A 23,265-nucleotide genomic window follows, 5' to 3' on the forward strand; every position below is an offset into this window, starting at 1 on the left:
ACCTTTTACTCTTTATTGAAATTATAATCTTGATATTTATAAACCGGAAGCTGCTTGATGGTTATCCATCTCGGCAGTCCGAACGTATAACCGTCAATTAATCCTTCTATATTGTCACATATGTATTTTCTTCTTAATGTCCACCAGGGCTTGCATATTTTCTTGTCAGACTGATATTTTGTAATAATTATTTTTTTACATTTTCCTTCTAAAGAAGGGGCGTATCCGCTCGGACATTTAGGTTCAAGATAACATTTTCCGTTTGAATATGAACCTATTATACAGCCAAATTCGTCGCTTGCGTTTGCTACGCATTTATTTATTTTTGAATCGTATGTCCATTGTCCCGGATACGAACAGTCGGTTTTAGGTGCATATGCTATCTCGCTTTTAACGCTTGTTCCGTTTATACTTTTACAATCTTCAAATGGGGAATAGCCATAGCCGATTGTAATCGGTCTTTTTCCTACATTCGGAATTTTTATATAGTAATTGTCTTCCATGTAAATACCTTTACCGGACGGAAACGGAATTAAATGCTTTTTATTTAAGGCGTCATATATTTCTTTAGGCGAATAACTATCAAAATTAAATTCTCCTTTGTTTATTTTCTCAATTCCAAGTTTATAAGCGCCCTTTTTTTCTTCATTTGTGTTCAATCTTAAAAATTTAACCCCGTCTTCAAGGTAACCAGGACACTGGTCAAAATACTTATATAAATAAAAAAGGTTTTGTAAACTGTCCGTATATTTTGCCCCCTCATATTCGTCCTGTAAAGGATAATGACACAAGTGTTTTTTAAATTCAAGTACTACGCCTTTATCTACATCGCCTTTAACCCCGTAATATGAATTGTCAGCAAACACAGGGCTTATATAACCGACTTTGGCATTGGACGTAAATTCTTTGTTTACAATAGTGGAATATAACGGCACTATTGATTTGTTGTCTTTATCTTCGGCGGTAACACATAATCCTTCATTATTAAATTCAATTTTAGAAGATTCCTGTTTATACTGCAGATTGTATGTGTAATAATCAGTTTGAATTTTGGAATCGGTAAGTTTTATATCTATTGTTTTTTCAAACGGTGTTTCGGATACACAGTAGAACGTTGGAATTTTCAAATACGAATCTAAATTGCCGTCATCGTCTATATCTATACCTATTGTGATTTTATTCTGAGTATCGTAATATTTTTCAAAAAGGTAACATTTTTTATCACCCACAGCCTCTGTTTTATCCCCCACCAAATCATTCCAATAGCCAATTCCTGTAACGTATTGTCCGTCTTTCCAAACGCTTGAAATTTTAATTTTAACCTCATCTCCGGATTTTGCGTTGTCGATAACAACACCCAACGTAGAATTGTCGCTGTTTGCATTTATATTTTTTACTAAGTTACCGTTATGATATACCGAAATATTAGAAAATTTATTAAAAGGAGCTTTGCTAAATATTTTTAATTTAAAATATCCCTTATATCCTTTATCTTCGGTTTTACATTTGTATCTGCAAGTTTCTTCATCGTTATAATAATCTTTTTCTTCTTTTTTTACAAAAGTACACTTCTGATAATTTTTCTTACCCGTGTTATCATATTCATAACATAACAAATCGCATTTTGATTTGCTGTTATAAACAATTCCGTTTAACGGGCATTTATACTGCTGGAAAATGCACTGATATTTCTGAGGCGTTGTTAAAGGAGTATAAAAACTGTATTTATCTTTACTGTCTTCAAAAATAAAATAATACCCGTTTTTACCTGTAAAGTTTGACGGAGTCAGTTTAACGCATTTGCCCGTAGAACCGTCAAAAACACCCCCGTTGGAACAGGTGGCCGAAGCCGTACAGGCTTGTAATTCGAAATTATAACTTCCATTTGGTGCATCACACTCGTCTAAATCCGCATACTTAATACATTGTTTTAAATTCTTATCAAAATCGTATCCGTCAGGACACACTAAATTGGTTTGCTGAGGTTGTAATCCGTTTTCAGGCACCATTCTTAAAAAGAGCGCTCCTTTATTAAATGAAGCATATAAAGGCCCGTCTTTTTTCTCTAACATATTTGTAAAATAGTTTGAAAATCCTGCGGCAGTTATTACATTCTGATTTTTATGACTTACACACAACAATCCGTCAAAAACAAAATATTCAGGGCATATCGTATCATAAGTATGCATTCCAAATAGTTTAATAAATCTGTTTACTTTAGAACTTTCAAATCCTTTATATAGCCCGTTACCGTTATAAATAATGGAGTTGCTGTATCTTTTATTCATTTCCCATGCCAAATATTTTTTATTGTCAACATAATCGTTTTCCAAAAGATTTACCAAATAATTAATGCCTTTGTCTTTTACGTCATTTATAAGTTTTTGTAAATTTTTCTTTTTATCAATAATTACAAACAGTTTGCCATCGTCAAAAGAATTGAAATCAATTTTTGCAAGCCACTGCGAAAAAACGCCGTCCATTCCGGCACTTCTCCATAAATTCACAATTTTAGGATAACTCGACAAATCAAGCTTTGATGTGCTAATTGCCCATTTGTCAAATGCATCCGTAATTTTTAAATTATCAGGATTGTATCCTTTTCCAGCAACCTGATATACCGGAACAAGTCCGGAAGCTTTACCGTACGTTACGCTGTTTAACTCGGTATAGCAGTAATCACCTTTTTTTGTAAAATCGGCCGGACAGCTTCCTACGGTATCAGGAATCCCGTCATAGTTTTCATCTAAGAATAAATAATTCTGTTCTAATATTACGTGATGTCCGTTATATTTTATATTATTGTCAAGGAAAAGATTTGCGGTGGATTCATACGAATTAACCACTTTAAAGGAAGTGTCCATTGAAATGGAATATTTGTTGAAATCGGCATCTTTTTCAAAATAATTTTCTTTATCGGCTTTATAATTTTCATAAGACTGTTTCATCTTATCAAATGTTGTAACACCGATTACGCTTTTATCAAACGGAATAATAATGTAATGCTCGTTTCCTTTTTTTGCATAATGGTTCAGATACATATCGTTATTTACTATTACATATCGTAACCCCGACTCTTTTAAAAAATCTTCGTTTTCAATGGCCCCGACAGGAGTTACCCCCCAGCTGCTGTCTGAAAGTTTGAATAGTAAATTGTCCGGGTTTATATTTTCCCCGCCGCTTTGTATAACAGCCTCTTTTCTCAAATAATAAAACTGATTTATGACTCTTGGAGCCGATAAGGATATATTTATATTTTTACTTGCGTTTTCGGTATTTATACTTATTGTTTCTTTTGAGCAGTAGTCTGCTTTACATTCAAACGTTTCCGTATCATGTACAAATGTTTCAAATTCCGCATAACCTTCCCCTTTTCCTGCAACTTCCACAGTAATATTTACTTCATTAAGCCCTTCTTTTAAAAACTGTTTTGCTTCAATGTTATATTTCCTATCCCAGCTTGTAGATAACTCACAATCTCCGTATTTACCCGGTGCATACTGAACTCTTTTATTTACAATTTCAAGTCTGTCCCCATCACGCGGGGCAATTTTTATAAGATGCCCGTTTATAGTCAATTTAATCCAATCGTCCCATTTCATCCTTTTTAATGTAAAATATTCTACATCATCCAAATTCTTAATATAAAATTTTGTAGTAAGGTTGTATATTTTACAATATCCTGTCCAATAATTGCTACCTATTTTCCCCAACACTACTTTATATTTACCGGCTTTTTTCTGTGTAACAGTACTGTTAGATACTGCAGATTTATTGTAATCATCCAAATTAAGCAGATAATACGTTTTTAGGCTTGTTTCTTTCTCCCCGTATTTTTGCACATTAAGAAGCATAACAACCGGTAAGATTCCATAATCTGCGTCTTCATATTTCCTATCTCGCAATTCATTCAAAATTTCGGGACTTGTTTTTATTAAAAGGGCTACACTTGCGTTGCTGTCTTTTGCTTTGTATATGGAAGTTAAATAATCAAACCCCCTGTTTTTTTCTTTCCCATCAAACCCTATCAGTTTATCAGGATAAACTATCTTAGAAATTCTTTTTTCGTCTTTGCCTTTAAGTTTCATATCTACAAAACTGCCAAGCATCTCTATGGCGTTTTCTTTTTTTAGAATGCTGCTGTCTGAACTAAATCCCAAATCATCTCTTAAAGGGTCAACAACCGCAGTGTTTTTTACGAAATATTTCTTTACGTTTCCTTCATCGTCTAAACTAACCTCATCCACAAGTTTGCACTGTTTTGCGGCTACGGCTTCACTTAATTTCTCCCCGTTTGTAAGTATTACATCTTGACAGTTGTTTATTATATGTTCATTAAAGTTGTTTAAAGCGGAATTGATTGATATACACTTTCCTTCGTTATAACAGTTTTGTTCGCATATATTTTTATCGTTATAAACCATTGTATCGTTACTTATAGGACAGGTAAATTTAGGCTGATAATATAGAAGCTTAAAAGAATACAGATTGCTGTCGTTTACTTTCGGATATTCATTGCCTCCGTATTTTAAATAACAGGTGCTTACCGGTTCGACATAAAACGCCTGGCCTTTGGTATAAGTTTTAATATCCAGTTTGTTCCTAAAATCACAGTCCAATTCAAGATTATCCTGAATATAATGTTGTGTTTTTAATTTATCCGTGTTCCAGTAAAAGTCTTTTAACTGCACATTGGAATCAACAGGTATTTCCTCAGTAGATAGCAGTTCTCCCTGTGCATTTTTCTTTTCAATAACTATTTTTTTAATCTCACTGCAGTCCTCCGAAGCATTGCTGTTTGCTATATCGCTTGTTATATAGTTTTTATCTTTAACAAAATTATAAAAAACATCGCCTGAAATATCGTTGCACTGTACCGGTTCTTTACACGATTCCTGACATTGGGAAAGCGCTTCTTTTTCCGAACCGGAATCGGCCGGGTCGTAACTGTATGTAGTAGCCAACACCGGATTGACTTCAAGCATACCGTCAAGAGAACATACATATGCCGTAGTATCGAAAGTTCCTGCTCTTTTTATCGTACAGTAAACGGGTGCGGACGATACAGCCGTTCCTGTAGTTATTGAATCCGCCTTATCCAAAATATAATCTGAGTCCGTTCCTGAAACCGCTTGTTTTAATGCGCCTTGCGCTCCCTGAACGCTTAAAATCTTGTCGTTTTTCAACTTTGCTTTATCTTTAGTGTTTAACGCAAGTTTATACTGTTCTTTCATATTTTTAGGCAGTATGTTCGCTATATTGTTTTTATTATAGTTTGATACCGCAAAATTTCCTATAAGACTTGTACCGTATCCTCTGTAATCCATTTTGGTAGTGGCGTTTATTTCATTTGCCACCCTTAACGTAATTGTATATGTTTCGGAAGTTTCGGGAGGAAGGTCGTTATACCCTCCGTCTTTCAAATAGTAAAGTATTTTATACGGTTTGCAATATGAGATTTCATCTTTTCCGTTTACCGTATTTACGCTGCATTTATCGTTTTTGGTCAGCTTCATCGCCGGTATTTTACATATTATTTGAATGGCGTTTTTTACCTCACACTCAATGCCGTCACCTATATTTTTATTCTTTAATATCGTATATACGCCTTTTCCTTCCGGGTCAACCGCATTTAAAGTGACAGTTATCTTGGAATCAGGATAAGAGGCAACCACCAAATTTTTATTGTTTACATAAGGAGGTTTGTTTTGGACTTCTATTTTAGAAACCAGGTCCTTAGCGTAATAAAAATTATTTAATATGAAAAAAGCTAAAATTAATCTTTTCATTTTCTGCCCCTATAATATTTTTTATACATTTCGTGAATTTTTTTCAGTATATATTCAAATTCTTCTTTTTTTAATTTATTTACGGGTATTTGAATATTATATACATATCTTTTCCCTAAAACAGATATAGTGGTATCGCATTTAACATTAAATTTATCCAATAAAACTTTATTTGCTTTGGCCACTTTATACGGATATTCATACGCTAACTTTTTAATATTACCCTTAGTTACGGCAAATATAGCGTTTTTGTATTTTTTTATTAAGGATAAACCTATTTTTTTTGATAAGTTGTTGTCAAGTGAGCCGAAAATTATTATAGGTTTTTGGGACGGCATAAGTTTGTTAAGTCTTTCCAAAACGTTAAAACGGTATCCTTTTTTATATAAAAGTGCACCGTTTGCATATATATCTCTTTGAAGAGTATAAACGGGCTGGAATTTAACAATCTGCAAAGAACCGCACACAGGCAAATCGTAATCGACTGTGAATGCTTTATTTAAAGCTTTACGTAAAAGGTTATAAAAATAAGTTTCGTTGACTTCTTTTGATTTTTTAACAATTTCTTCCCACATATCAGGTTCCGATATATCATATAAATGTCCTTCCCTCCCGCAAAAAACTGGTTTTTGGGGGTTGGACAGTCCTCCGTATGTAACATTGAAAGCAAACATTTTGTTTATAAATAATAAAATTAACAAAAGTTTTTTCATTCAGCACTCTCCATGTGAGCGGCGTGTAATATTCCAAAACAACATACTTTGCGCTTCCACGTTGCAAATATAGTTGAGGTATAACCGGGTACAGTTTTAAAATTTGTCCATAAAAGAGTCGGATATCCAATAGGTATCGCATCATCCGCAACAGGATAAGCCATTTGCAAAAAATAAGCGGGTTTTATAATTCTTGGAAAATATTTTTTCGTTCCGCAGGCTATTGCGTTTGTTGAAGCAGTTTGAACTTTCAATCCTGCAGGAAGTGCCGTTATCGGAATAGACTGTGCGCTTCTGAATGTCATTGCCATAAAATCAAGCATATTTACGCTTAATTCTGCTGCATCAAGAGGTCCCGTCTTTCCTTCCACCCTGCCATCTCCGGCTCTCTGAGAATGCCAACAGCCTCTGCACCAAAACAAAGCTTCGTCAGGCTCCTTAAAAGAAGAAGACACACAATCGGACAGACAGGCAAGCTGTGCAATAGGATTTGAAACAAGGTTATTCTCAGGATGAGTATATGCCGCTACAAACTCATTATACCACTCAGGCTCTACCTCCCCTATAAAAGGCAAATCGACTTTTGATTGGGAGATACAGGCCTGGTTTACAAATAAATTCAGCAAAGCAAACACAGGATATGAAATATAATGTCCGTTCATATATGTACCGGTATCGTCATTCGAATCGGCAAATTTGTTTCCCCTTTTTTTAATATTAACCTTGTTAGGTTTGTCTTCCATAAAACAGGGAAAATAAAACGGTGTATCTGTTACTTCGGCAAATCCCGTCATATCGACTATTCTCATTTTAATTCCGACATCGGGCTGTCCCCCTCCGTTATCGACTACACATTGGCAATACGGATTCTTACTGTTGCCGTATCCGTATGTTCCTATTAAAAACTCATCAAAAAAGAACCCCCAGTCAACTGTTGAAAAAGGGTCAAGACAGGGACGGTTGCCAAGAGCGTAAAGGCTTTTTGTATTAAAAAAAACTATCAACAAAAATAAAATTTGAATTATATTCATCATTTTTAAATCCTTTATTTAAAGTGACAACAACTCCAATAATCAGGATATTGAAGAGTGTCTGCAACAGTATTAGTTTTACAGTTTTTATCGCAAACAACCCATAATTCGTTATAACTGCCATCATATTTCCATACAGGTGTATTACCACTATCACAATGTGTCCATTTGTTATCAAAATATGGAGCAGCACAATGTTGTATCATTGATTTATCTGGTCTTAAGTTCCATTCACTTTCTGATTTAACAAATCTCCACCCCGATGCAACGTGACTAAACGTAATGGTAGAACATCCCCCTGAACACGGCGATGCCCAAGCCCAACAGCGATGATTGTAATAAGTGGCCCACTGAGGACAATCTGATGGCGAATTAACTTGATTGTTTTTTATTTGTAAATATATTTCTTTTTTATCTTTTATCGTATTATCAATGTTATCTTCAAGTACTAATTTTACCTTCACATAACCATACTTATAATTGTTAGGAATAACAAATGCTGTTTTCCCAAATTCCACCGCCGAAAAATTGTTAGGCGATATAATATTATTATTTGGGTCATACGCCTGAAACTTTAATTTATACTTGTTATTATCGTTTACAGTATAGGTTATATACGCTGTATCTCCTTTTTTATATGAAGTTTTATCGCTCGATATACTCGTAATGCTTGACGAATACAAACTACTTATAAAAATCAAAAGAAATACGCTTAATCTTGTCATCATAATCTCCTATTTTTGAAAGTGCGTAAGATAAGGTAACATCCCCGTCAAATCTGTATAAAAATTTACAGCTTTTGTATTTTAAATACGGTTTTACCTGACAGTTGGCCACAATAAACACCGGTGCCTTCTTAATACCTAAATCTCTAAAAATAAAAGGATTAACCCTTCCGTTAAAATAAACTTTTACGTTTTTAAAAGCGTTATCAAGCCTTCTTTTTGTAGATAAGTCCATACCTCTTAACACACCTATTACCGGAAGTTTATCCTTTATTATTTCTGCTTGTTTAAATACGTTTAAATATGTTTCTTTTGGCATATTTGTAGTAAAAAGATAAAACAATACCATTCTTCTTTTAAAAAGATATTTTGTATTTAGGGTTTTTGGATAATTTTCTATTGTATATGTATCATTTGAAAAATATTTTCTGTATAAATTTAAACTTGCATTGTAATTTACATTCTCCTCTCTTTTTTTTAATATATACCCTTCCTTTTTGGAATAATATTTTTTAGCCGATTCTTCGCTTTTTTTCTTTAACTGCTGTAGATAAGAATTCATATCAAAGGCATAGGCATTCATAAAAAAACTTGTAACCATTAAAAAAAATAATGATTTATTAAACATTTTTTCAATAAACCTTCATTAACAATTTACTGTAAATATAATTTCCTGCGGCGGTCTTATACCAATCGCCTTCTTTCCCTTCGACAATTACAATATCCCCGTATAATCTTTTTCTTACAACAGGGCAGTTAACGTTTGGGCATTTCCTTACGTTTATTATGTTTCCGTTAACAATATACAGTCTGTTTTGTGTTTTTTTTATTTTCTCTATATCTAATATCATCTTTGCTATTGCTCTTTTTAAAAGTCCGTTTTCTTTTTCCAGCTTTTCAGTTTTTTTTGCAAGTTCTTTTTTTGAGAGTAAAATATTGTCAGTTAATTTGTTTAGTTTTTTATTTATTTTATTAAATTGGTTTTCCACAGCGGTATTTATCATAATGTTTATTGTCTTTGCATTTTTTTCCGTGCTTTTATCCACAAAAGATATGGTTTTTATTTTAGTTTTATCCGCTTCGGTTTTTTTGGAATTGTTAATGTCGCTTGCCTGAACATTCGCTATTATTATACTACTTGCTATTAATATACTTTTTAATAACCTCATCAGCATTTAAAACCTTTTTATTGTTAGTTTTGTTGTTAATATTTATTGCGGAATTATTTGTTTCTTTTTCATTTGCCGGTTTTTTATTTATTCTTATTTTATTTTTATGCTTTTCTGTCTTAATAACGTTTTTATTTGAAGCGTTATTTAAGTAAGGCTTAACACTGTCCGCTTTATCAAATAAGACTCTGCTTACATATCCTCTCTTATCTTTTAAAAAACACCAGTTATATACATTACAATATAAAAATTTTACCTTTTCACCCTTTTTTACAATTCCGGTAATTGGTGACTTTACCGTTGCACATCTTCTTATGTTTACATTTGTTTTTGCTACATAATAAGCGTTTGTATCTACGCTAACAGTTTTTACGGCTTTTTTCTGATTTGAGAAGTTACAGACTTTTGCTTGCTGAGTTTGCTTCTTTTTCGTATTTTTATTTTGTTTTGGAACGCCGTTTTCTAAATTTTCAACTCTTTTTTCAAGCTCTTTTTGCTTGTAAATCAAAATAGCCACTGCCTTTTTCACATCTTCAGACGGTGTGTATATTATTTTTTGAGGTTTTGCCGGTGGTTGAGGTTTGGGTACGGGTTTATTGCCGGCACATCCTAAAAACACCAGTCCGAATAAAGAAACGCTTAACACTGTAATTATGTTTTTTTTCATATACAAACCTTTTTTTCTAAAATTATAAAAAAGTTATAAAAAAAAGTCATTCTCCTCGTTGTTTTAATAATGGACATTGAACTTCTGCCTTATTTCCTTTAATATACGGGTTTGTTTCGCATTTTTTCTTTAATTCTTTATCATTTGTTGTAGAACATACATAATTTAAAACTTCAGAGGCTTTTTTCGTATATTCAGGTCCTAAAAAATAAAGCAGGTTTGCGTACAAATAAGCCGCCGTTTTATTTTTGGCATCCACTTTTTCAATGTAACTGATGGCTTTTTTTAAAGCCGTTTTATCTTCCCTTTGCGTATCTAAAATGATTGAGGCATATTCCGTAGAAAGCAGGGTATATGCCGAACTTTTATAATTTCTTATGGAATTAAGCGTTTTTTCAAGAACTAAAAGCGCCTTATATACATTACCTCTTCGATATTCCAGCAGAGCAATATAATACGCTGCCAATTTGTTTCCGTTTTCAAGACTTTTATAGAAATACATCAAAGCTTTGTTTAAATCCGGTGTTATTGTTTTTTCTTTGAATTTAAACGGTTTCATATACAGGGTTCCTAATATAAAGTAAGCCCTTGCAGGTTCAAATACTGCGGTTTTTTCTATCTCTTTTTTAAATTTCAGATAATCACGGTACGTTGAAATTTCCGAACCGTTTGCATTGTTTATGGCATTGGCCGTTAAAAAAGAAAAACAAAGAAAAAATATTATAAGTTTTTTAGCCATTTTAAAATCCTACGTTTTTCATATTTTCTTTTTTAATGGATTTATAAATTTCATTAAACATTTCATCCATTTTTCTTATACTGTCGTCAACTTTAATAGTTCCTGTAATGTATTTTTCCATTGCTTCTTGAATGCTTTTAACCCTGTTAAAATAGCTTTCCAAAGCAGCTCGTGCAGTTGGAGAGATTTGCATATTAGGGTCTTTTGAAAGTGCTTGAATATATGAGGCTATATTGTTAACGAACAAAAACGTTTGAGCCTGTGCGTTTCTTTTTGCAAGCAGTTTTTCAAGATAATAAATATAATCCGTTTCTCCCCCTCTTTTTTTTGCAAGAAGTGAAAGGATATTAATATATTTACCCATTCCTTTTAATACAAATGTTTTAGTGTCAGTATTTGCCGGAGCTTCTCCTACAAATGCATAACTATTTAATCCTGCGTTTGATTTAACCAAATTTCTTATAGCATCCAAACTTTCTTGATAAAATCCTTTCCATTCTAACGAAATATTGCTGGAGCTTTCGGAATCAACCAGCGTAAACGCTCTTAACGGTTCTTTGGATTTATTTGAATTATCGCCATTTGCATTGCCTACGGATGAGCTTGTCTGCGTGTCTATATACAATAAGTTGTAATCAGGAATTCTACATTTTCCGTTTGAATCGCAGACATTTGTTGTGTCGCTTATAGAAGCCGCCCCGTTCATTAAAAATCTATAAACGTTGTTAACATCAATTTTAGCCGGAATATCAGTAATCCCTAATGAAGATTTACTGCCGAACATTCCCGTTAACGCTTGCAATACGGCGCCTTTTGCTTTGTCTTTGTTTAATTTCCCGTTACCGTCAATCAGTTGCGTTATTTCTTGAAAATCGGCTTTTGATATTCCAAGCTCGCCGAAACACAACACCGCAAGCTTGTGGAATAAAACGGCTCTTTCAAATTCACTGCTGTTGTCAACGTTTAAGCTCAAATCCCCTATTTTTTTGTTATAAAGCCCGGCCAAATCGCCAGTTGCCCCAACCCTTGATTTGTCGTTTATTTTAGGAAGATATTTTCCGAAATACAACGTTGCAAGGGATACCGTTTTGCCTTTTACTTTTCCAGCCAACAGTTTGCCAAGCGGTGTTTTTACTTTACCGGTATTTATATTATCATCAATAAATTTATTAACATCGTCAGCATAAGTACTAAAATTATCAAGATTTTCTTTTAACTTAGGAAATCCTTCCTCTCCAAACTTTTCCTGAAAGAAATTGTTTACGCCCTGTGTAAATTTGGATTTTTTGGAAAGTGCCTGTCCCATCTGACAGGCGTTTTGTAAAAGTTTTTGTATCGCCCTTGCCCACTTCTGTATTGCTTCAAACACTTGAGAAACGATTGGGAGGGATGCTTTTATCCCCATTAAAAGTCCCCACGCAAAAGCTGTAGAAGCATTGTCAAGTTGGTTTTTAATATCATCAAGCCCAAGAAGCGAAATAAATCCGCCCGATATCGAAATTCCGTTACATCCTGTATGAAATCTCGGAGCCGCCCCGTTTATCCAGGGCTTAAATGCGTAAGTATTCTTTTTAAACCTTAATTCATAATTTCCTCCGAAATAATAATGCGTTCCGTTAATGGATGCGCCTATAGGAGAAGATGCGTTAGTGTTAAACATATCCTTCAAAGATACTGCCTGTGCCTGAGTTAAAAATAGACTCGTTGCCAAAACCGCACTCAATACTCTCTTTTTCATTTTTCACCTTTGTAAAGTTTTAATATGGGATTAATGTTAACATCATAATAATGGTCATAATATTTAGACGAATAATCCCCCGCTTTTTGCCAAGCTTTATACGTAGGATTTTCTCCTTCTTTTATTACGCCTTTAAATTTTAAGAAATTCAGTATTTTTTGAGTCAGTACTCCGTTTAATCGTCCAACCATAATTTTATTTACGGTATTAGTATTATTCAATTTTACCGATACCGTAGGTGTTGTATAAATATTTAATTTTTTAAATACGCTTCCGGCTACGCTTATCTGAACGTTTTTGTTTTCAACGGCTTTTTTTACAGCAGGGAATATTTTAGCGGCGTCAAGAAACGCTTTTTTTTCTTTTTCGTTTTTAAACACTATTACATAGTGTAGTTTTGGATGGCTGTTTATGAATTTTGCTATTGAAGTAAACGAATAAACGTCTAAATCCGGGTTCATCCCCATAAACAAATATATTTTAAATTTGTTTTTATATTTGTCTAACAGCATATTGTTGTACTTGTTTCTTACAACTGAGGTATATCCAAACGTTTCTTCAAAACCGGGCTGTGAATAATCTACTTTGGCGACTTTATTGCCGTATTCGGTTACCGCAAAATCGTATGCGTATGCCGCTTTACTGATTTCCTGAAGATACTTGCTTTGCCATTTTATGTATTCGGCCGCACTCTTTTCATCCCTTTTTAAAAGCCAGTTTTTTAACACCGGTATTCTTTTGGCAACCGGAGTCAGAGGCATCTGAAAACATTCGGCCGATGAATTTGCAATACATTTCTTCCCGTTAGGAAGTGTAATGACTTTCGGTTTGGGATTAAACTGCTCTTCTAAAATAGCAAGGATTTTCTTCTGCGTTTTTAACTGTTTTTTCTGCACTTTTAACATTTCGGCCAATATCTGTTTAATGGTTCTCTTGTCCTCTTTTAACCCTTTGGTCTTAGAAACCGGATTATCTCCGAATCTCCAGCCCTGTTCGGGTTTTTTTGCAGCGCTGCTGTTATTTAAGTCTGCCGCCATTAACGCCAAAGGTAAAAGCAAAATTAAACTTTTTTTCTTCACAATTATTTCCTTTTGTTTTTAATTATCGTTAAAAAGTCAATAAGTGTGAAGAAAAAAGGAGAAAACTCCTTTTTTAAATTAACTTCCAAACGTAGAATTACCCCAGCTTACGATATGTGGTCCTATGTATGGCGCCGCACCAAGTATCAGTGCCGCTACAACACCCCAAATCAACGGTGTAATATTTCCGTTTCTCCATGCAAAAAAAGCACTGAATCCAAGAACAATAGCAATAAAGATGTACCCGACTCTACCTTGAAGCAATCCTAAAAGGACGTCCACAAAAGTATTCACCGATGCAGGGTCATCCGCCGCAAAAACAAACACTGTTGAAAACAGTAACAAAAACAACACTCTTCTCATAATAACTCCTTGATGTTTTTTTCGGCTTTTTCAAGCCATCTCCCTTAAGGGGTAGTGAAGATTAATCTTCATCAAGAACTGAAGAATGTTTGTAAAATTCCGATTTTTTTCTTTTAAACGCCTTAATATGTTCTTTTCTGTTTTTTTGAGCAACACTAAAAACAATTTTATAAAAAAATACATATAGAATCAAACTGAAAACACTTGAAATTGCCAAAACGTTAAAAGCCGCCTTTACGTTTTCCTTTTTAAAAAATTCAAATGTAAAACTCTCTTTTTTAACAACAAAATACAGTAAATCCGGTTTATATACAAAAATCGCTCCTACGGCGATATTAATAATTATCGCAACAATAATACTGTTTCTGTAACTTGAAAACAGCGATGCTATTCTTTTATAAAAATTTTTTACATTCTTAAAAACCGTATATTCAAAACTGCTTACGATTTGATGTGTGGGTAGATACAACAAATACGCCAAAAGAAAAAAATAAATTATACCACTTAAAAAAATTATATTTCCGTATTTGTCACTTATTTGTGAAAGCAATATAAAAGGAATCCAAAAACCGGTTATTGTAAGAAAAAAAGAAATCATATTTCTAACAAAAAATTTTGTTGCGATTCTCAGTTTCATAAAATCTTCTTCAATAGGATATATTAAATCCTGTTCTTGAGAGCCGGCTTCAGCATTAAAAAGCATTTGGATTTCCCTTTTAAGCCAAAACCAAAAGAATGAAAATCTCTCTTTTTCCCCTTCAACGGTATCGGAATAACCCATTGAACTTTCCTGGTACGGGTCGTGATGTTTATAAGGGTCGTGATGTCTGTACGGGTCGTTGTGTTTATAAGGGTCGTGTTGCCTGTACGGGTCGTTAGCAAATACATTATCCCTTCCTAACCTCGAATTATAGGAATTGTTTGAATATGGCGCTCCTTGATTGCTGTACGGGTCGTTATTCATTTTTTAGTCCTTTTTTTCATTTGAAGATATTTTTTTATTTCTTCATCATATTTTACATTGTTTTTTTCAATTTTTCTTATAACCTTTGCAGGATGTTTTTCTGTTTCGTATTTTTTATTAACATAATTTCTTAACTCTTCATTTGAAAATTTTGCTTTCTTAGTATATACCTCATCCGGTCTGTAAATTAAAGGATAATTTCCGTTTGGGGTTATCAGTGAAGCATCCGAATAGCTGCCTCTTCCTACGCTTTCCCCCGCTATAAATTTAGGCGGTTCTACCCACGTATAAATACTATGCCCTGCAATAAGAGTACCTTTTACGACATAGGGCGCTATCCATATTTTAAGTATTTTCCCCATATCAACTACAACTTTGGAATCATCCTGCTCGCTGCTTATTATAGGTTTAACCATAAAATGGTATGATTTCGTGTCTGTTTCTTCTTCTATTCTTTTTTGCTTTTGCTGTTTTACTATGTAATCAATGCTTTTTAAATATGTTTTTTCATTGTTTACGGTTTTAGTGGCACAACCTGTAAAAAAAAGCGTTCCTGCTGCAATTAAAATTAAACTTGGCAATTTCATTCGCATTTACTCTTTCCTTTTTGGTAAGCTATATTATTTTCGTCTATATAATATCTGTATTTGTAAATAAGCATAGGGTCACCGCATACGCCGGCATCCTGATAATTTTTACCGTTTTCTTCGCAATATGGATGCTCATAACCGATACTTATTATTTTAGAACATCCCGTAAAGGCCATTAACAATAGTATAAAACTAAAAATCATTATAATCAATTTGAACTTCATAATCTACCTCCTCGTTTCCATTCTCACCGTCACGTTCGGATATGTCAACTTTTTTATACTTGGTAATTTTTATATCCTGAAACCCTTTAAGCAAAACGGTTACTTTTCTGCCGGCCATAACGTCAACGTAAGGATACATCCCGTCAAGCATTTTTTTATAATATTCGGCAAGTGAAGAAAAAGCGTTGCTAACCCCGCTGGCAGTACCCTGTGAAAACGCAGATGCCGTTTTTTTTGTTACCGAATTCTCATCAGGCGACTGCAATGTTACCGGCAGTGCATTGCTTGGCGCAAAAGCCTGTGAAACTCCCTGCAAAAAACCAACCATTATCTGTCTTGTTATAAGTTTTCCGGCACTGTCAACAAGTCTTCCCCTTAAACCGTATTTACCGTCTTCTCCGATTACCCATCCAACAGGATTGCCGATTGCCTCAATTTTTTTATAAACACCGGGCTGTGAAGTGGGAATAGAACAGCTTATTCTCGTAATTAAAATCTCCGCCCTGCTTGTATTCATATTACCGGTAGCTTTACCTATAAGCATACAGTCTGAAATGTTTTCCTGCTGGTCGTTTGCAATAATCGCATTTCCGTTAACAGAGAGTAAAACAGGTTTTGGATTAATAACACCCGCCGAAAAAGTGGGCGCCGAAACACCTGTAATTAAAGTCGCTTTGGTAAAACCGGTCATTAAATGATAAGACAATTTCTCTTCTTTAGCCTTTTTTTCTTTTTTTAATTGAGATTGAACTTCATTATCAATCGGGATATTTTGAATGCTTAAATTTGAAACTTCTTTTTCCACCTCAATTACACGTTTTTTATATTCTTTTTTAATATCCGCCTTTTTCTGCTCTTTTAAATCTTTACCGTTGCTTTTTTTATCCGTATTCTTAACATTGGGTTTTATGGAAACGGATACGGGTTTAAGTTTTGATAATTTGCTTTCAAGTTCTAAACTTTTTTGCAGGGTGTAAGTTTTTGCCGCCTGTAAAACTTCTTCCGTCTTTTCTTTTATAATGGAATTTATATTATTGTTTTGTTCCTTGATTTCGTCAATTTGATTTTGCAGGTTTTCTATTTTGCTGGTTACTTTTTCTTCAAGGAGATTGTTAACCGCCTGAATTGTCTGATTGTTTTCTTCTTTAACAACTTTTTTGATTTCTTCAAATTTGTCATCTACTTTTTTCTTCAAATATTTTATTTGGTTATCAACTTGCAGTTTCCACAAATTGTCTGTATTCTCAGTCAATTTAATATTTATTTCTTTTTTAGGCGAATGGCTTTTTATATACGCCCTGTGTGCTTGGACTTTTGTAAGGTAAATATATAGCGCCATTAAAAGAATAATAAAAAATCCGAATACCGATATTAACACTACAAGCTTATTTACTATTTTTTTCTTGTTTTGGGCAATATCATCCTGCGTCAGATACTCAGGTTTTTTCTTTTTCTTAAACAGATTTTTAAAAAGGCCTTTTTTATTTTTTTCTTTGGATTCTGAATTATGTTCCTCAAATTTATCGTCTGATTCGTTTTCTTCTGTATCAAATTCTTCAAAATCCAAATCATCATCCAGTTTTTCCAAATGCTTGTCAAAAAAACCCATTATTTACCTACCTTTATGAATTTTTGTCATTGTATTGAATTTTTAGAAATTTTTCATCATCCCCGTATCAGTTATTTTATATTCTTCTAAAATTTTTTTCATTTTCTCCAAATATTGTTTCTTTATTTTTTCATTTAATCTGTCGTATTTTATTAAGCATTTAACATTTCCGTTGCTTATTGAAAGGGTAAGCCTGTCATTATAATAGTCTGTTGGTATAACACAGCTTCCGCTTTTTATCCCTTCTCCTTTTTTTGCAATTACGTAATAAATCTTTTTGCTTAATTCGCCGTTATCGTAAAATAATATGACATCCTTCCCGTCAAAATTTTTTTTATAATAAAATGCGTTGCTGTCTAAAGGAATTTTAATAGTCAAATACCCGTTTAAAGCATTGGTAATTTTATTCAAAAAAACTGCCAAAAGAATTATAAATATGCCAAAATAAATATCTTTCCTTGTAATTTTTATATATTTAGTTAAAAAATCTGTCATACTGTTTATCTTCTGATGAAAACGCTTCAAAATCAAATCCTTTTTTGTCAAACAAATCCGGCATTCTTAATTTGATTTTCGCCCCCGAATAATAAGGCAAATCCAGTAAATATATATTTTCATCGTTTTTAGCCAAAGCTCTTCCAACCGGCAGTCTTCTAACTTCGTGCGGAGATATAAGCCATTCTTCCTTTTGAGCACTCATAAATCTGATATTACCAGTTTCTCCACCTTCAAATATTACGTTTTGCTCGGTTTTAGTAACGGTTCCGAATTCTTTGGAAACTATTTCGCAAGAAAGAGGGTCGTTCATTCTTAGTCTTATCTGAGTGTTCATATTATCCATTACCGTTTTGGCCTCATACTCGCCAAGCGTTTTTTGCCAGTCCGCAAATGACTGTGTAAATACGTATAAACTCGCTCCAAGCCCTCCGGCTTTGTTAAACAAATTGTCTATATCGGGATAAACAACGCTTGCCGCTTCATCTATCATAATGTGCAGCCTCTTTTTAGGCGCAATACCTCTTGCGCCGTATTTACCCATTAAATACTCAATCATATACAAAAAGCTTTTTACCATCATATCCGATATGTTTTTAAAAAGCATAGGATATGATTGAATAACGCATATAACCCCCTCCCCTCTTTCAAGCCTTGCAATTAACGGATTTATTTTTATAGATGTAAGTATTTCTCCCATTTTACCGGTTACAAGCTGTGTTAAAATAGTACTGAGGCTCGTGGATGTTTTTTCAAAAAAGCTTTTTTCCTGTTTTGCTACGTCATTAACCGTGTTTATCGCCTGTATCGCTTCGTTTTGCAGCCATTCGGGAATGTCTTTTCTGATTTTTCCATCTTGTAAAAAATTGTTTTCTAAGATGTCTTTTAACTCCACAAGGGTGTCGTGTCTGCTGAAATATGCAATGTCTTTTAATGTCATCAACGTTCTTGAAAACAAAAAACTGCTTATGTCGTTTTTATCTTTAAAAAGCCTTTCTTCCTCAAGCTTGTTAATGCTTTTATCCATTAAATCTATATCATCGGGACGGTATAATTCTTCTTCTTCATTAATCGGAATAGGCTCATACCCTTTGTGTTTAACGTATTTATTGTATTTTTCTATTTCTTTTTTTAACAGTCTTTCTTTAAAATTCGGTATAAAATGCGCCTGTAATTCCTCTAACACTTCAAATGCCTTGCATACCGCAAACGTAACCTTATATACAACATCCCTAAAAAATTGCTCCCCTTCCACTATTTTTGAAAGCATAGAAGCTATTGCCTCGTTGCTCATATCAAATATAACGTTATATCTGTCCGAAATGGAAGTATATGCGGGAGATAAATATACAAAATCCTTGTGCCTTCCTGTATTGACGGCTTCTTCCAAAATAGTAGCCAACACTTCCTGCCCCTCGCTACCTTTAGGGTCAATCACGATTAAGTTGTCTTGTTTTCTTATAATCTGTTTAGCAATGTTTAATAATAATACGGTTTTACCGGTTCTCGTTGTGCCCTGAACCCCCATGTGCGAATTTAACGATTTCCATTCAAACCAAACGGGTGCTATTTTTCTCTCTTCTTCCGCCAACAAATCAACCCCTACCCCCATATACAGTCCAAGTTCAGGTTTTTTTAATTTGTCCTCTATATATTCATAAATTTCCCACAGTTTTTCCAAATCTTTTTTTATTTTTCTTTTTTCATCAACGTCTTTTTCTGTCTTTAATCTTTTTTTTAATCTGTTTATCTTCTTTTTTACACTTAAAAGCTGTTTTATGTTTTCATCAAGAGGTGTGTTATTACGACTTTTTAAAAGATTTAGTTTTTCGTCAAGTTCCGTATCGTGCGATTCGCTTTTATTTGAGCTTAAAAAAGCTTCAATAAAATATTTTAAATACCCTATCATTTTTTTCCTTTAAACTATTACTGGTCTGCCAAACAAAAATCCTTCAAAGTATTTACCGCCTATCGTCACACATTCTTCAAACAATGACTCTCTGTCTATATGGATAAACACCACCTCAATTCCAAGCCTGTCCGACAATTGAAGCGCAAACTCCAAAAACATTTTCGTATGTCTGTCTTTTTCTATTGCCTGAACCACTTCTTTGTCTATTTTAAGATAATCAATAGGATAATTTATGATTTCTAAAAAACTTGAATCTAATGTTATATTGTCGTTTGCAATTTCCACGTTTATTTTCTTTAATTCATTAATATGGTTTACAATTATTTCAAAATCCTCTTTATTAGTATTTCTTAAAGGCAGTTCGAATATTACATAATCATTTGCTTTTAATTCTTCAATCAATGAAATTAAATCTTTTAAAATTTTTTTATTTTTAAAGGTCTCTAAATTAAGATTGATACTCATTTTTACCTGATTGTATGCCGCATACTGAATGGCTTTAAATGCCACGATTCTGTCAAATTCCACTATTTTGTCCATTTCCTTCAAAATATTATAAAATTCTCCGTAATTTATAGTTTCATCGCCGTTTTTTATTGCTGCCGTTGTTTCATAAGCGTGTATATTTTTCTTTTCGTCAACTATAGGTATCAGTGACAGGTTTAATTCGTTAAATTCCAATGCCTGTTTTATCAGTTCTTCAATTTTCTTTCTTCTTTCTTTTTCCCTTCTCTGTTTTTCGCTAAGTTCTCTTTCATCTAAAATCCCGATTTCTTTCAAAACTTCTTCGTCTGAAAAAGCAGGATTTTCTTCTTTTACAGCCAAAAACCTTACGGCATCCACCTGTGAAAGATTAAATTTGTTGCATATTGCGTTTATCGTTGCCTTACCTCTGTCGCTTGTTTCATAAAGCCACTTACATAAAGGGTCAACTCTTAACCTGTTAATTGACATTGATGTTGAGGTAAATATAGTGTTTTCACCAAAAAGAGGGAAATGCGGCGCCACCGTTCTTAACAGTTTATCGGCAAAAGCCCCAAGTCCGGTTGTAGCATCGGTTTCCCTACCGATTTGAAATTTCCAGCTTGAGTTTGCAAACAGAGCCTCCATTCTTACATTTGCCTTATAATCTTTTTGTCCCTGCGTAATAGTCATTAATGAACCTCTCATTTTTCTAACTTTTCTTGCAAGCTCTTCCGTAAATGTAGAAACTATAAGATTATCTTTAAATTTCCAAAACTCGTCCATTATTAATATTTTCTGTCTTACATCGTCACCAAAAAATTCGTTTACAATCATATTGGCCAATGCCATCAAAACAACGGGATAAATAACCCCTTTTTGTTCTAATGCTGAAAGCTCTACTACAACCAAATCTTTTTCCAAATCAAGATTTGCAACGCCGTTGAAATACTTATAATACATTCCGTCAGGTTCTGAAAAAGGTCTTAATCCTTCGCAAACACCGTGCAATAGCTCGGCATAATGCTGATACCCGCTTTGTTTGTAATAATCCCTTTTTTCCAAAAGATATTTTCTTACATCATACATTCCCGCATTTCTACCTTTGCTTCTAAAAGCAACGGTTACCGCTTCTTCAAATACCGATGCCAAAAATGAAGCATCGACACTGTCGTTAACACTTGAAATTTCACTTGAAGTGGACACTACCACTCTGTCAACCCTTGCCATCATCGCCATTAAGGGTACTATTGTGGCCATATCCTCTTCCATTATTACCGGATATTCTTTACCGTCTTCTCCTTTAACTAAAATTTCTTCACCCGTTTCCTCATTTCTCTTTGTTAGGATGTTTGTAAAAAAATTCAAACAGATATTTGATTTTTCATCAAAATTTACATATTGCCCTCCGATAAGTTCGGTTAATCTCTGATAAGAAGGCAAACTGTCAATTACCCTAACCTTTGCATTTTTCGCAAGGGACATCGTAATAACATCGTTAAACGTAAATGATTTACCCGAACCCGAACGCCCTGTGGCAACAACGTTATAGTTCTCCGTGCCTTCTGCATACGGGTCCCACCATATTATTTGCCCACTTCTTCCAAAAAACGGAATATGCCCAAAACCAAATCCCCTAAAATCGCCTATTATAGGAACAATAGCGGTATTATTGCTTTTAAAAAGCAAATCAAATCTTTTTAAAAAATTGGCAACTGTATCCGAATATTGAAGCGGCAGCGAGAAAAGAGTTGTAAAAAGCCCTATATGCGGAAAAGTTTCTTCCGTTAAATACCATCCTTTTCGTCTAAATTTTTCTTTGATAGAAGCGGTTGCATTTAACAAATTTTTTCTATCAGTGTTAAAAAGGGTTAAACTCCACATTGATTTTAGCGGATACTCATTATCAACTTTAATAGCTTTTATCTGCCCTTTTACTTCATTTAACCGTTCTTTCATTTCAGGGTATCTTTCAATCGTTCTTAAATCAAATTTTCTGATTTCCCCTAAATCGTGGGACAGTTTAGATAGCGTCTGTTCTTTAATTCTGTCCACATCTTCTATTAAAATATTCAGCGATGCAATAAAAGGTCCGTCTATAGGAACGTTAACGTCATTACTGTCATATTTATTGTAGAAGAAATCCACAAATTCTTCGGCCGATATCTGTAAAGGAAATTCTTTCGTTACAAGCGTGGTAACATAATTGCTGTCGTTTATTACGAACCCTTTTTTAAATTTCTCTTTTGAGAGTTCGACTTTCACTCCCCCGCTCACTACTTGATGATTTAACGCTTTTATACTGTCATATTTACTGTTCCAAAACTCTGAGTCCTTATCAAAATGAAAAAACTCCCTAAGCAGGGTAACCAATTCATCCGCACTAAAATTTACGGCATTGTAATCTCTCATTATTCCTTTGACTGACTCATATTCCATTTTGATTGTTTCTATATCAGTATTTGGCGGATACGTTATTGCTATTAGATTCACAAAATCCCTAAGTCTGAATTTATATCCTTTAAACATTGGCTCTTTCGCCCATTTTTGCAGATATTTCGCTCTTTTTTCGATAACCTCTTTTAATATCTCTCTGTTTGTTACATTTACTTCGCAGGGATGGGAGTTGATAAAAGCTTCTATATGTTTTGTAAGGTTTTGCGATGAAAAAGTTACGAACTGAAGCTGTGTTTTGTTTATATTTAAGCTTTCAATCAAAGTCATAAGTTTTATTTCAGTTTCTTCGGTAACAAAAACAGGAGCGAAATACCTTAACACGAATCCTTTTCTGCCGTCAGCCATAGTATAAATGCCGATGTCATCTTGTTCTTCGTAATATCTATACATCAATAGGTCGCTGACTCCTCTGTCCTGCAAAAAAGCCCTTAAGTTTTTTTCCGACAGTCCGTCAACGCTACCGGCTTTCTCAAAAACATTTTCTATAAAATTAATGGTTTTTTCACCGGCTTTCATTAAAAAATCAATTACCATTAATC

18 protein-coding genes are annotated in these 23,265 nt (G+C 33.8%); all 18 read right to left on the reverse strand.

What is annotated here, in order from left to right:
* Positions 1 to 5: 5 nt before the first annotated feature.
* The 18 genes from ACXJH6_RS01415 to ACXJH6_RS01500 all read right to left on the reverse strand — a co-directional run bounded on the left by ACXJH6_RS01415 (position 6) and on the right by ACXJH6_RS01500 (position 23,260).
* Entirely contained in the window at positions 6 to 5,789 is a 5,784-nt protein-coding gene (locus ACXJH6_RS01415; RefSeq protein ID WP_456469982.1) for a hypothetical protein, read from the reverse strand.
* Complete coding sequence (locus ACXJH6_RS01420; protein WP_456469983.1) at positions 5,786 to 6,502, reverse strand: hypothetical protein; 717 nt, start codon at positions 6,500 to 6,502, stop codon at positions 5,786 to 5,788. Before ACXJH6_RS01420 ends, ACXJH6_RS01415 begins: the two co-directional genes overlap by 4 nt.
* Complete coding sequence (locus ACXJH6_RS01425) at positions 6,499 to 7,536, reverse strand: TraU family protein (protein WP_456469984.1); 1,038 nt, start codon at positions 7,534 to 7,536, stop codon at positions 6,499 to 6,501. The genes ACXJH6_RS01420 and ACXJH6_RS01425 overlap by 4 nt, the downstream gene beginning before the upstream one ends.
* A gap of 11 nt (positions 7,537 to 7,547) precedes the next feature.
* Positions 7,548 to 8,216 (reverse strand): hypothetical protein, encoded by a 669-nt coding sequence (locus ACXJH6_RS01430; RefSeq protein WP_456469985.1) that lies wholly within the window; start codon positions 8,214 to 8,216, stop codon positions 7,548 to 7,550.
* A gap of 1 nt (position 8,217) precedes the next feature.
* Positions 8,218 to 8,841: a TrbC family F-type conjugative pilus assembly protein gene (locus ACXJH6_RS01435; RefSeq protein ID WP_456469986.1), complete on the reverse strand. Its 624-nt coding sequence runs from the start codon at positions 8,839 to 8,841 to the stop codon at positions 8,218 to 8,220.
* A gap of 49 nt (positions 8,842 to 8,890) precedes the next feature.
* Positions 8,891 to 9,433, reverse strand: coding sequence for an SH3 domain-containing protein (locus ACXJH6_RS01440; protein ID WP_456469987.1), 543 nt, complete (start codon positions 9,431 to 9,433; stop codon positions 8,891 to 8,893).
* Entirely contained in the window at positions 9,393 to 10,094 is a 702-nt protein-coding gene (locus tag ACXJH6_RS01445; protein WP_456469988.1) for an SH3 domain-containing protein, read from the reverse strand. Before ACXJH6_RS01445 ends, ACXJH6_RS01440 begins: the two co-directional genes overlap by 41 nt.
* Before the next feature lie 46 nt (positions 10,095 to 10,140).
* Positions 10,141 to 10,833: an SEL1-like repeat protein gene (locus tag ACXJH6_RS01450; protein WP_456469989.1), complete on the reverse strand. Its 693-nt coding sequence runs from the start codon at positions 10,831 to 10,833 to the stop codon at positions 10,141 to 10,143.
* A 1-nt stretch (position 10,834) separates the two neighbouring features.
* Positions 10,835 to 12,571 (reverse strand): conjugal transfer protein TraH, encoded by a 1,737-nt coding sequence (locus tag ACXJH6_RS01455; RefSeq protein WP_456469990.1) that lies wholly within the window; start codon positions 12,569 to 12,571, stop codon positions 10,835 to 10,837.
* Positions 12,568 to 13,650, reverse strand: a complete 1,083-nt coding sequence (locus tag ACXJH6_RS01460; RefSeq protein WP_456469991.1) for a hypothetical protein — start codon at positions 13,648 to 13,650, stop codon at positions 12,568 to 12,570. Before ACXJH6_RS01460 ends, ACXJH6_RS01455 begins: the two co-directional genes overlap by 4 nt.
* Before the next feature lie 78 nt (positions 13,651 to 13,728).
* Entirely contained in the window at positions 13,729 to 14,013 is a 285-nt protein-coding gene (locus ACXJH6_RS01465; RefSeq protein WP_456469992.1) for a TrbC/VirB2 family protein, read from the reverse strand.
* 61 nt (positions 14,014 to 14,074) lie between these two features.
* Positions 14,075 to 14,977 carry a hypothetical protein gene (locus ACXJH6_RS01470; RefSeq protein ID WP_456469993.1) on the reverse strand — a complete coding sequence of 301 codons (903 nt, stop codon included), beginning with the start codon at positions 14,975 to 14,977 and terminating at the stop codon, positions 14,075 to 14,077.
* A complete protein-coding gene (locus ACXJH6_RS01475; protein WP_456469994.1) occupies positions 14,974 to 15,564 on the reverse strand; it encodes a hypothetical protein in 591 nt (196 codons plus the stop codon). Before ACXJH6_RS01475 ends, ACXJH6_RS01470 begins: the two co-directional genes overlap by 4 nt.
* Complete coding sequence (locus ACXJH6_RS01480; RefSeq protein ID WP_456469995.1) at positions 15,561 to 15,791, reverse strand: hypothetical protein; 231 nt, start codon at positions 15,789 to 15,791, stop codon at positions 15,561 to 15,563. Before ACXJH6_RS01480 ends, ACXJH6_RS01475 begins: the two co-directional genes overlap by 4 nt.
* A complete protein-coding gene (locus ACXJH6_RS01485; RefSeq protein WP_456469996.1) occupies positions 15,760 to 17,400 on the reverse strand; it encodes a TraB/VirB10 family protein in 1,641 nt (546 codons plus the stop codon). The genes ACXJH6_RS01480 and ACXJH6_RS01485 overlap by 32 nt, the downstream gene beginning before the upstream one ends.
* A gap of 42 nt (positions 17,401 to 17,442) precedes the next feature.
* Positions 17,443 to 17,925: a hypothetical protein gene (locus ACXJH6_RS01490; protein ID WP_456469997.1), complete on the reverse strand. Its 483-nt coding sequence runs from the start codon at positions 17,923 to 17,925 to the stop codon at positions 17,443 to 17,445.
* Entirely contained in the window at positions 17,876 to 19,804 is a 1,929-nt protein-coding gene (locus tag ACXJH6_RS01495) for a TraM recognition domain-containing protein (protein WP_456469998.1), read from the reverse strand. The genes ACXJH6_RS01490 and ACXJH6_RS01495 overlap by 50 nt, the downstream gene beginning before the upstream one ends.
* 9 nt (positions 19,805 to 19,813) lie before the next feature.
* Positions 19,814 to 23,260, reverse strand: coding sequence for an EAL domain-containing protein (locus ACXJH6_RS01500; protein ID WP_456469999.1), 3,447 nt, complete (start codon positions 23,258 to 23,260; stop codon positions 19,814 to 19,816).
* Between the last annotated feature and the right edge of the window lie 5 nt (positions 23,261 to 23,265).

The organism is Caminibacter sp., assembly GCF_053999135.1.

Excerpts from the sequence above, each read along its gene's own strand:
- ACXJH6_RS01415 (WP_456469982.1), bottom strand. The coding sequence starts at position 5,789 with ATGAAAAGATTAATTTTAGCTTTTTTCATATTAAATAATTTTTATTAC.
- ACXJH6_RS01420 (WP_456469983.1), bottom strand. The coding sequence starts at position 6,502 with ATGAAAAAACTTTTGTTAATTTTATTATTTATAAACAAAATGTTTGCT.
- ACXJH6_RS01425 (WP_456469984.1), bottom strand. The coding sequence starts at position 7,536 with ATGATGAATATAATTCAAATTTTATTTTTGTTGATAGTTTTTTTTAAT.
- ACXJH6_RS01435 (WP_456469986.1), bottom strand. The coding sequence starts at position 8,841 with ATGAATGCCTATGCCTTTGATATGAATTCTTATCTACAGCAGTTAAAG.
- ACXJH6_RS01440 (WP_456469987.1), bottom strand. The coding sequence starts at position 9,433 with ATGCTGATGAGGTTATTAAAAAGTATATTAATAGCAAGTAGTATAATA.
- ACXJH6_RS01445 (WP_456469988.1), bottom strand. The coding sequence starts at position 10,094 with ATGAAAAAAAACATAATTACAGTGTTAAGCGTTTCTTTATTCGGACTG.
- ACXJH6_RS01450 (WP_456469989.1), bottom strand. The coding sequence starts at position 10,833 with ATGGCTAAAAAACTTATAATATTTTTTCTTTGTTTTTCTTTTTTAACG.
- ACXJH6_RS01455 (WP_456469990.1), bottom strand. The coding sequence starts at position 12,571 with ATGAAAAAGAGAGTATTGAGTGCGGTTTTGGCAACGAGTCTATTTTTA.
- ACXJH6_RS01465 (WP_456469992.1), bottom strand. The coding sequence starts at position 14,013 with ATGAGAAGAGTGTTGTTTTTGTTACTGTTTTCAACAGTGTTTGTTTTT.
- ACXJH6_RS01470 (WP_456469993.1), bottom strand. The coding sequence starts at position 14,977 with ATGAATAACGACCCGTACAGCAATCAAGGAGCGCCATATTCAAACAAT.
- ACXJH6_RS01475 (WP_456469994.1), bottom strand. The coding sequence starts at position 15,564 with ATGAAATTGCCAAGTTTAATTTTAATTGCAGCAGGAACGCTTTTTTTT.
- ACXJH6_RS01480 (WP_456469995.1), bottom strand. The coding sequence starts at position 15,791 with ATGAAGTTCAAATTGATTATAATGATTTTTAGTTTTATACTATTGTTA.
- ACXJH6_RS01485 (WP_456469996.1), bottom strand. The coding sequence starts at position 17,400 with ATGGGTTTTTTTGACAAGCATTTGGAAAAACTGGATGATGATTTGGAT.
- ACXJH6_RS01495 (WP_456469998.1), bottom strand. The coding sequence starts at position 19,804 with ATGATAGGGTATTTAAAATATTTTATTGAAGCTTTTTTAAGCTCAAAT.
- ACXJH6_RS01500 (WP_456469999.1), bottom strand. The coding sequence starts at position 23,260 with ATGGTAATTGATTTTTTAATGAAAGCCGGTGAAAAAACCATTAATTTT.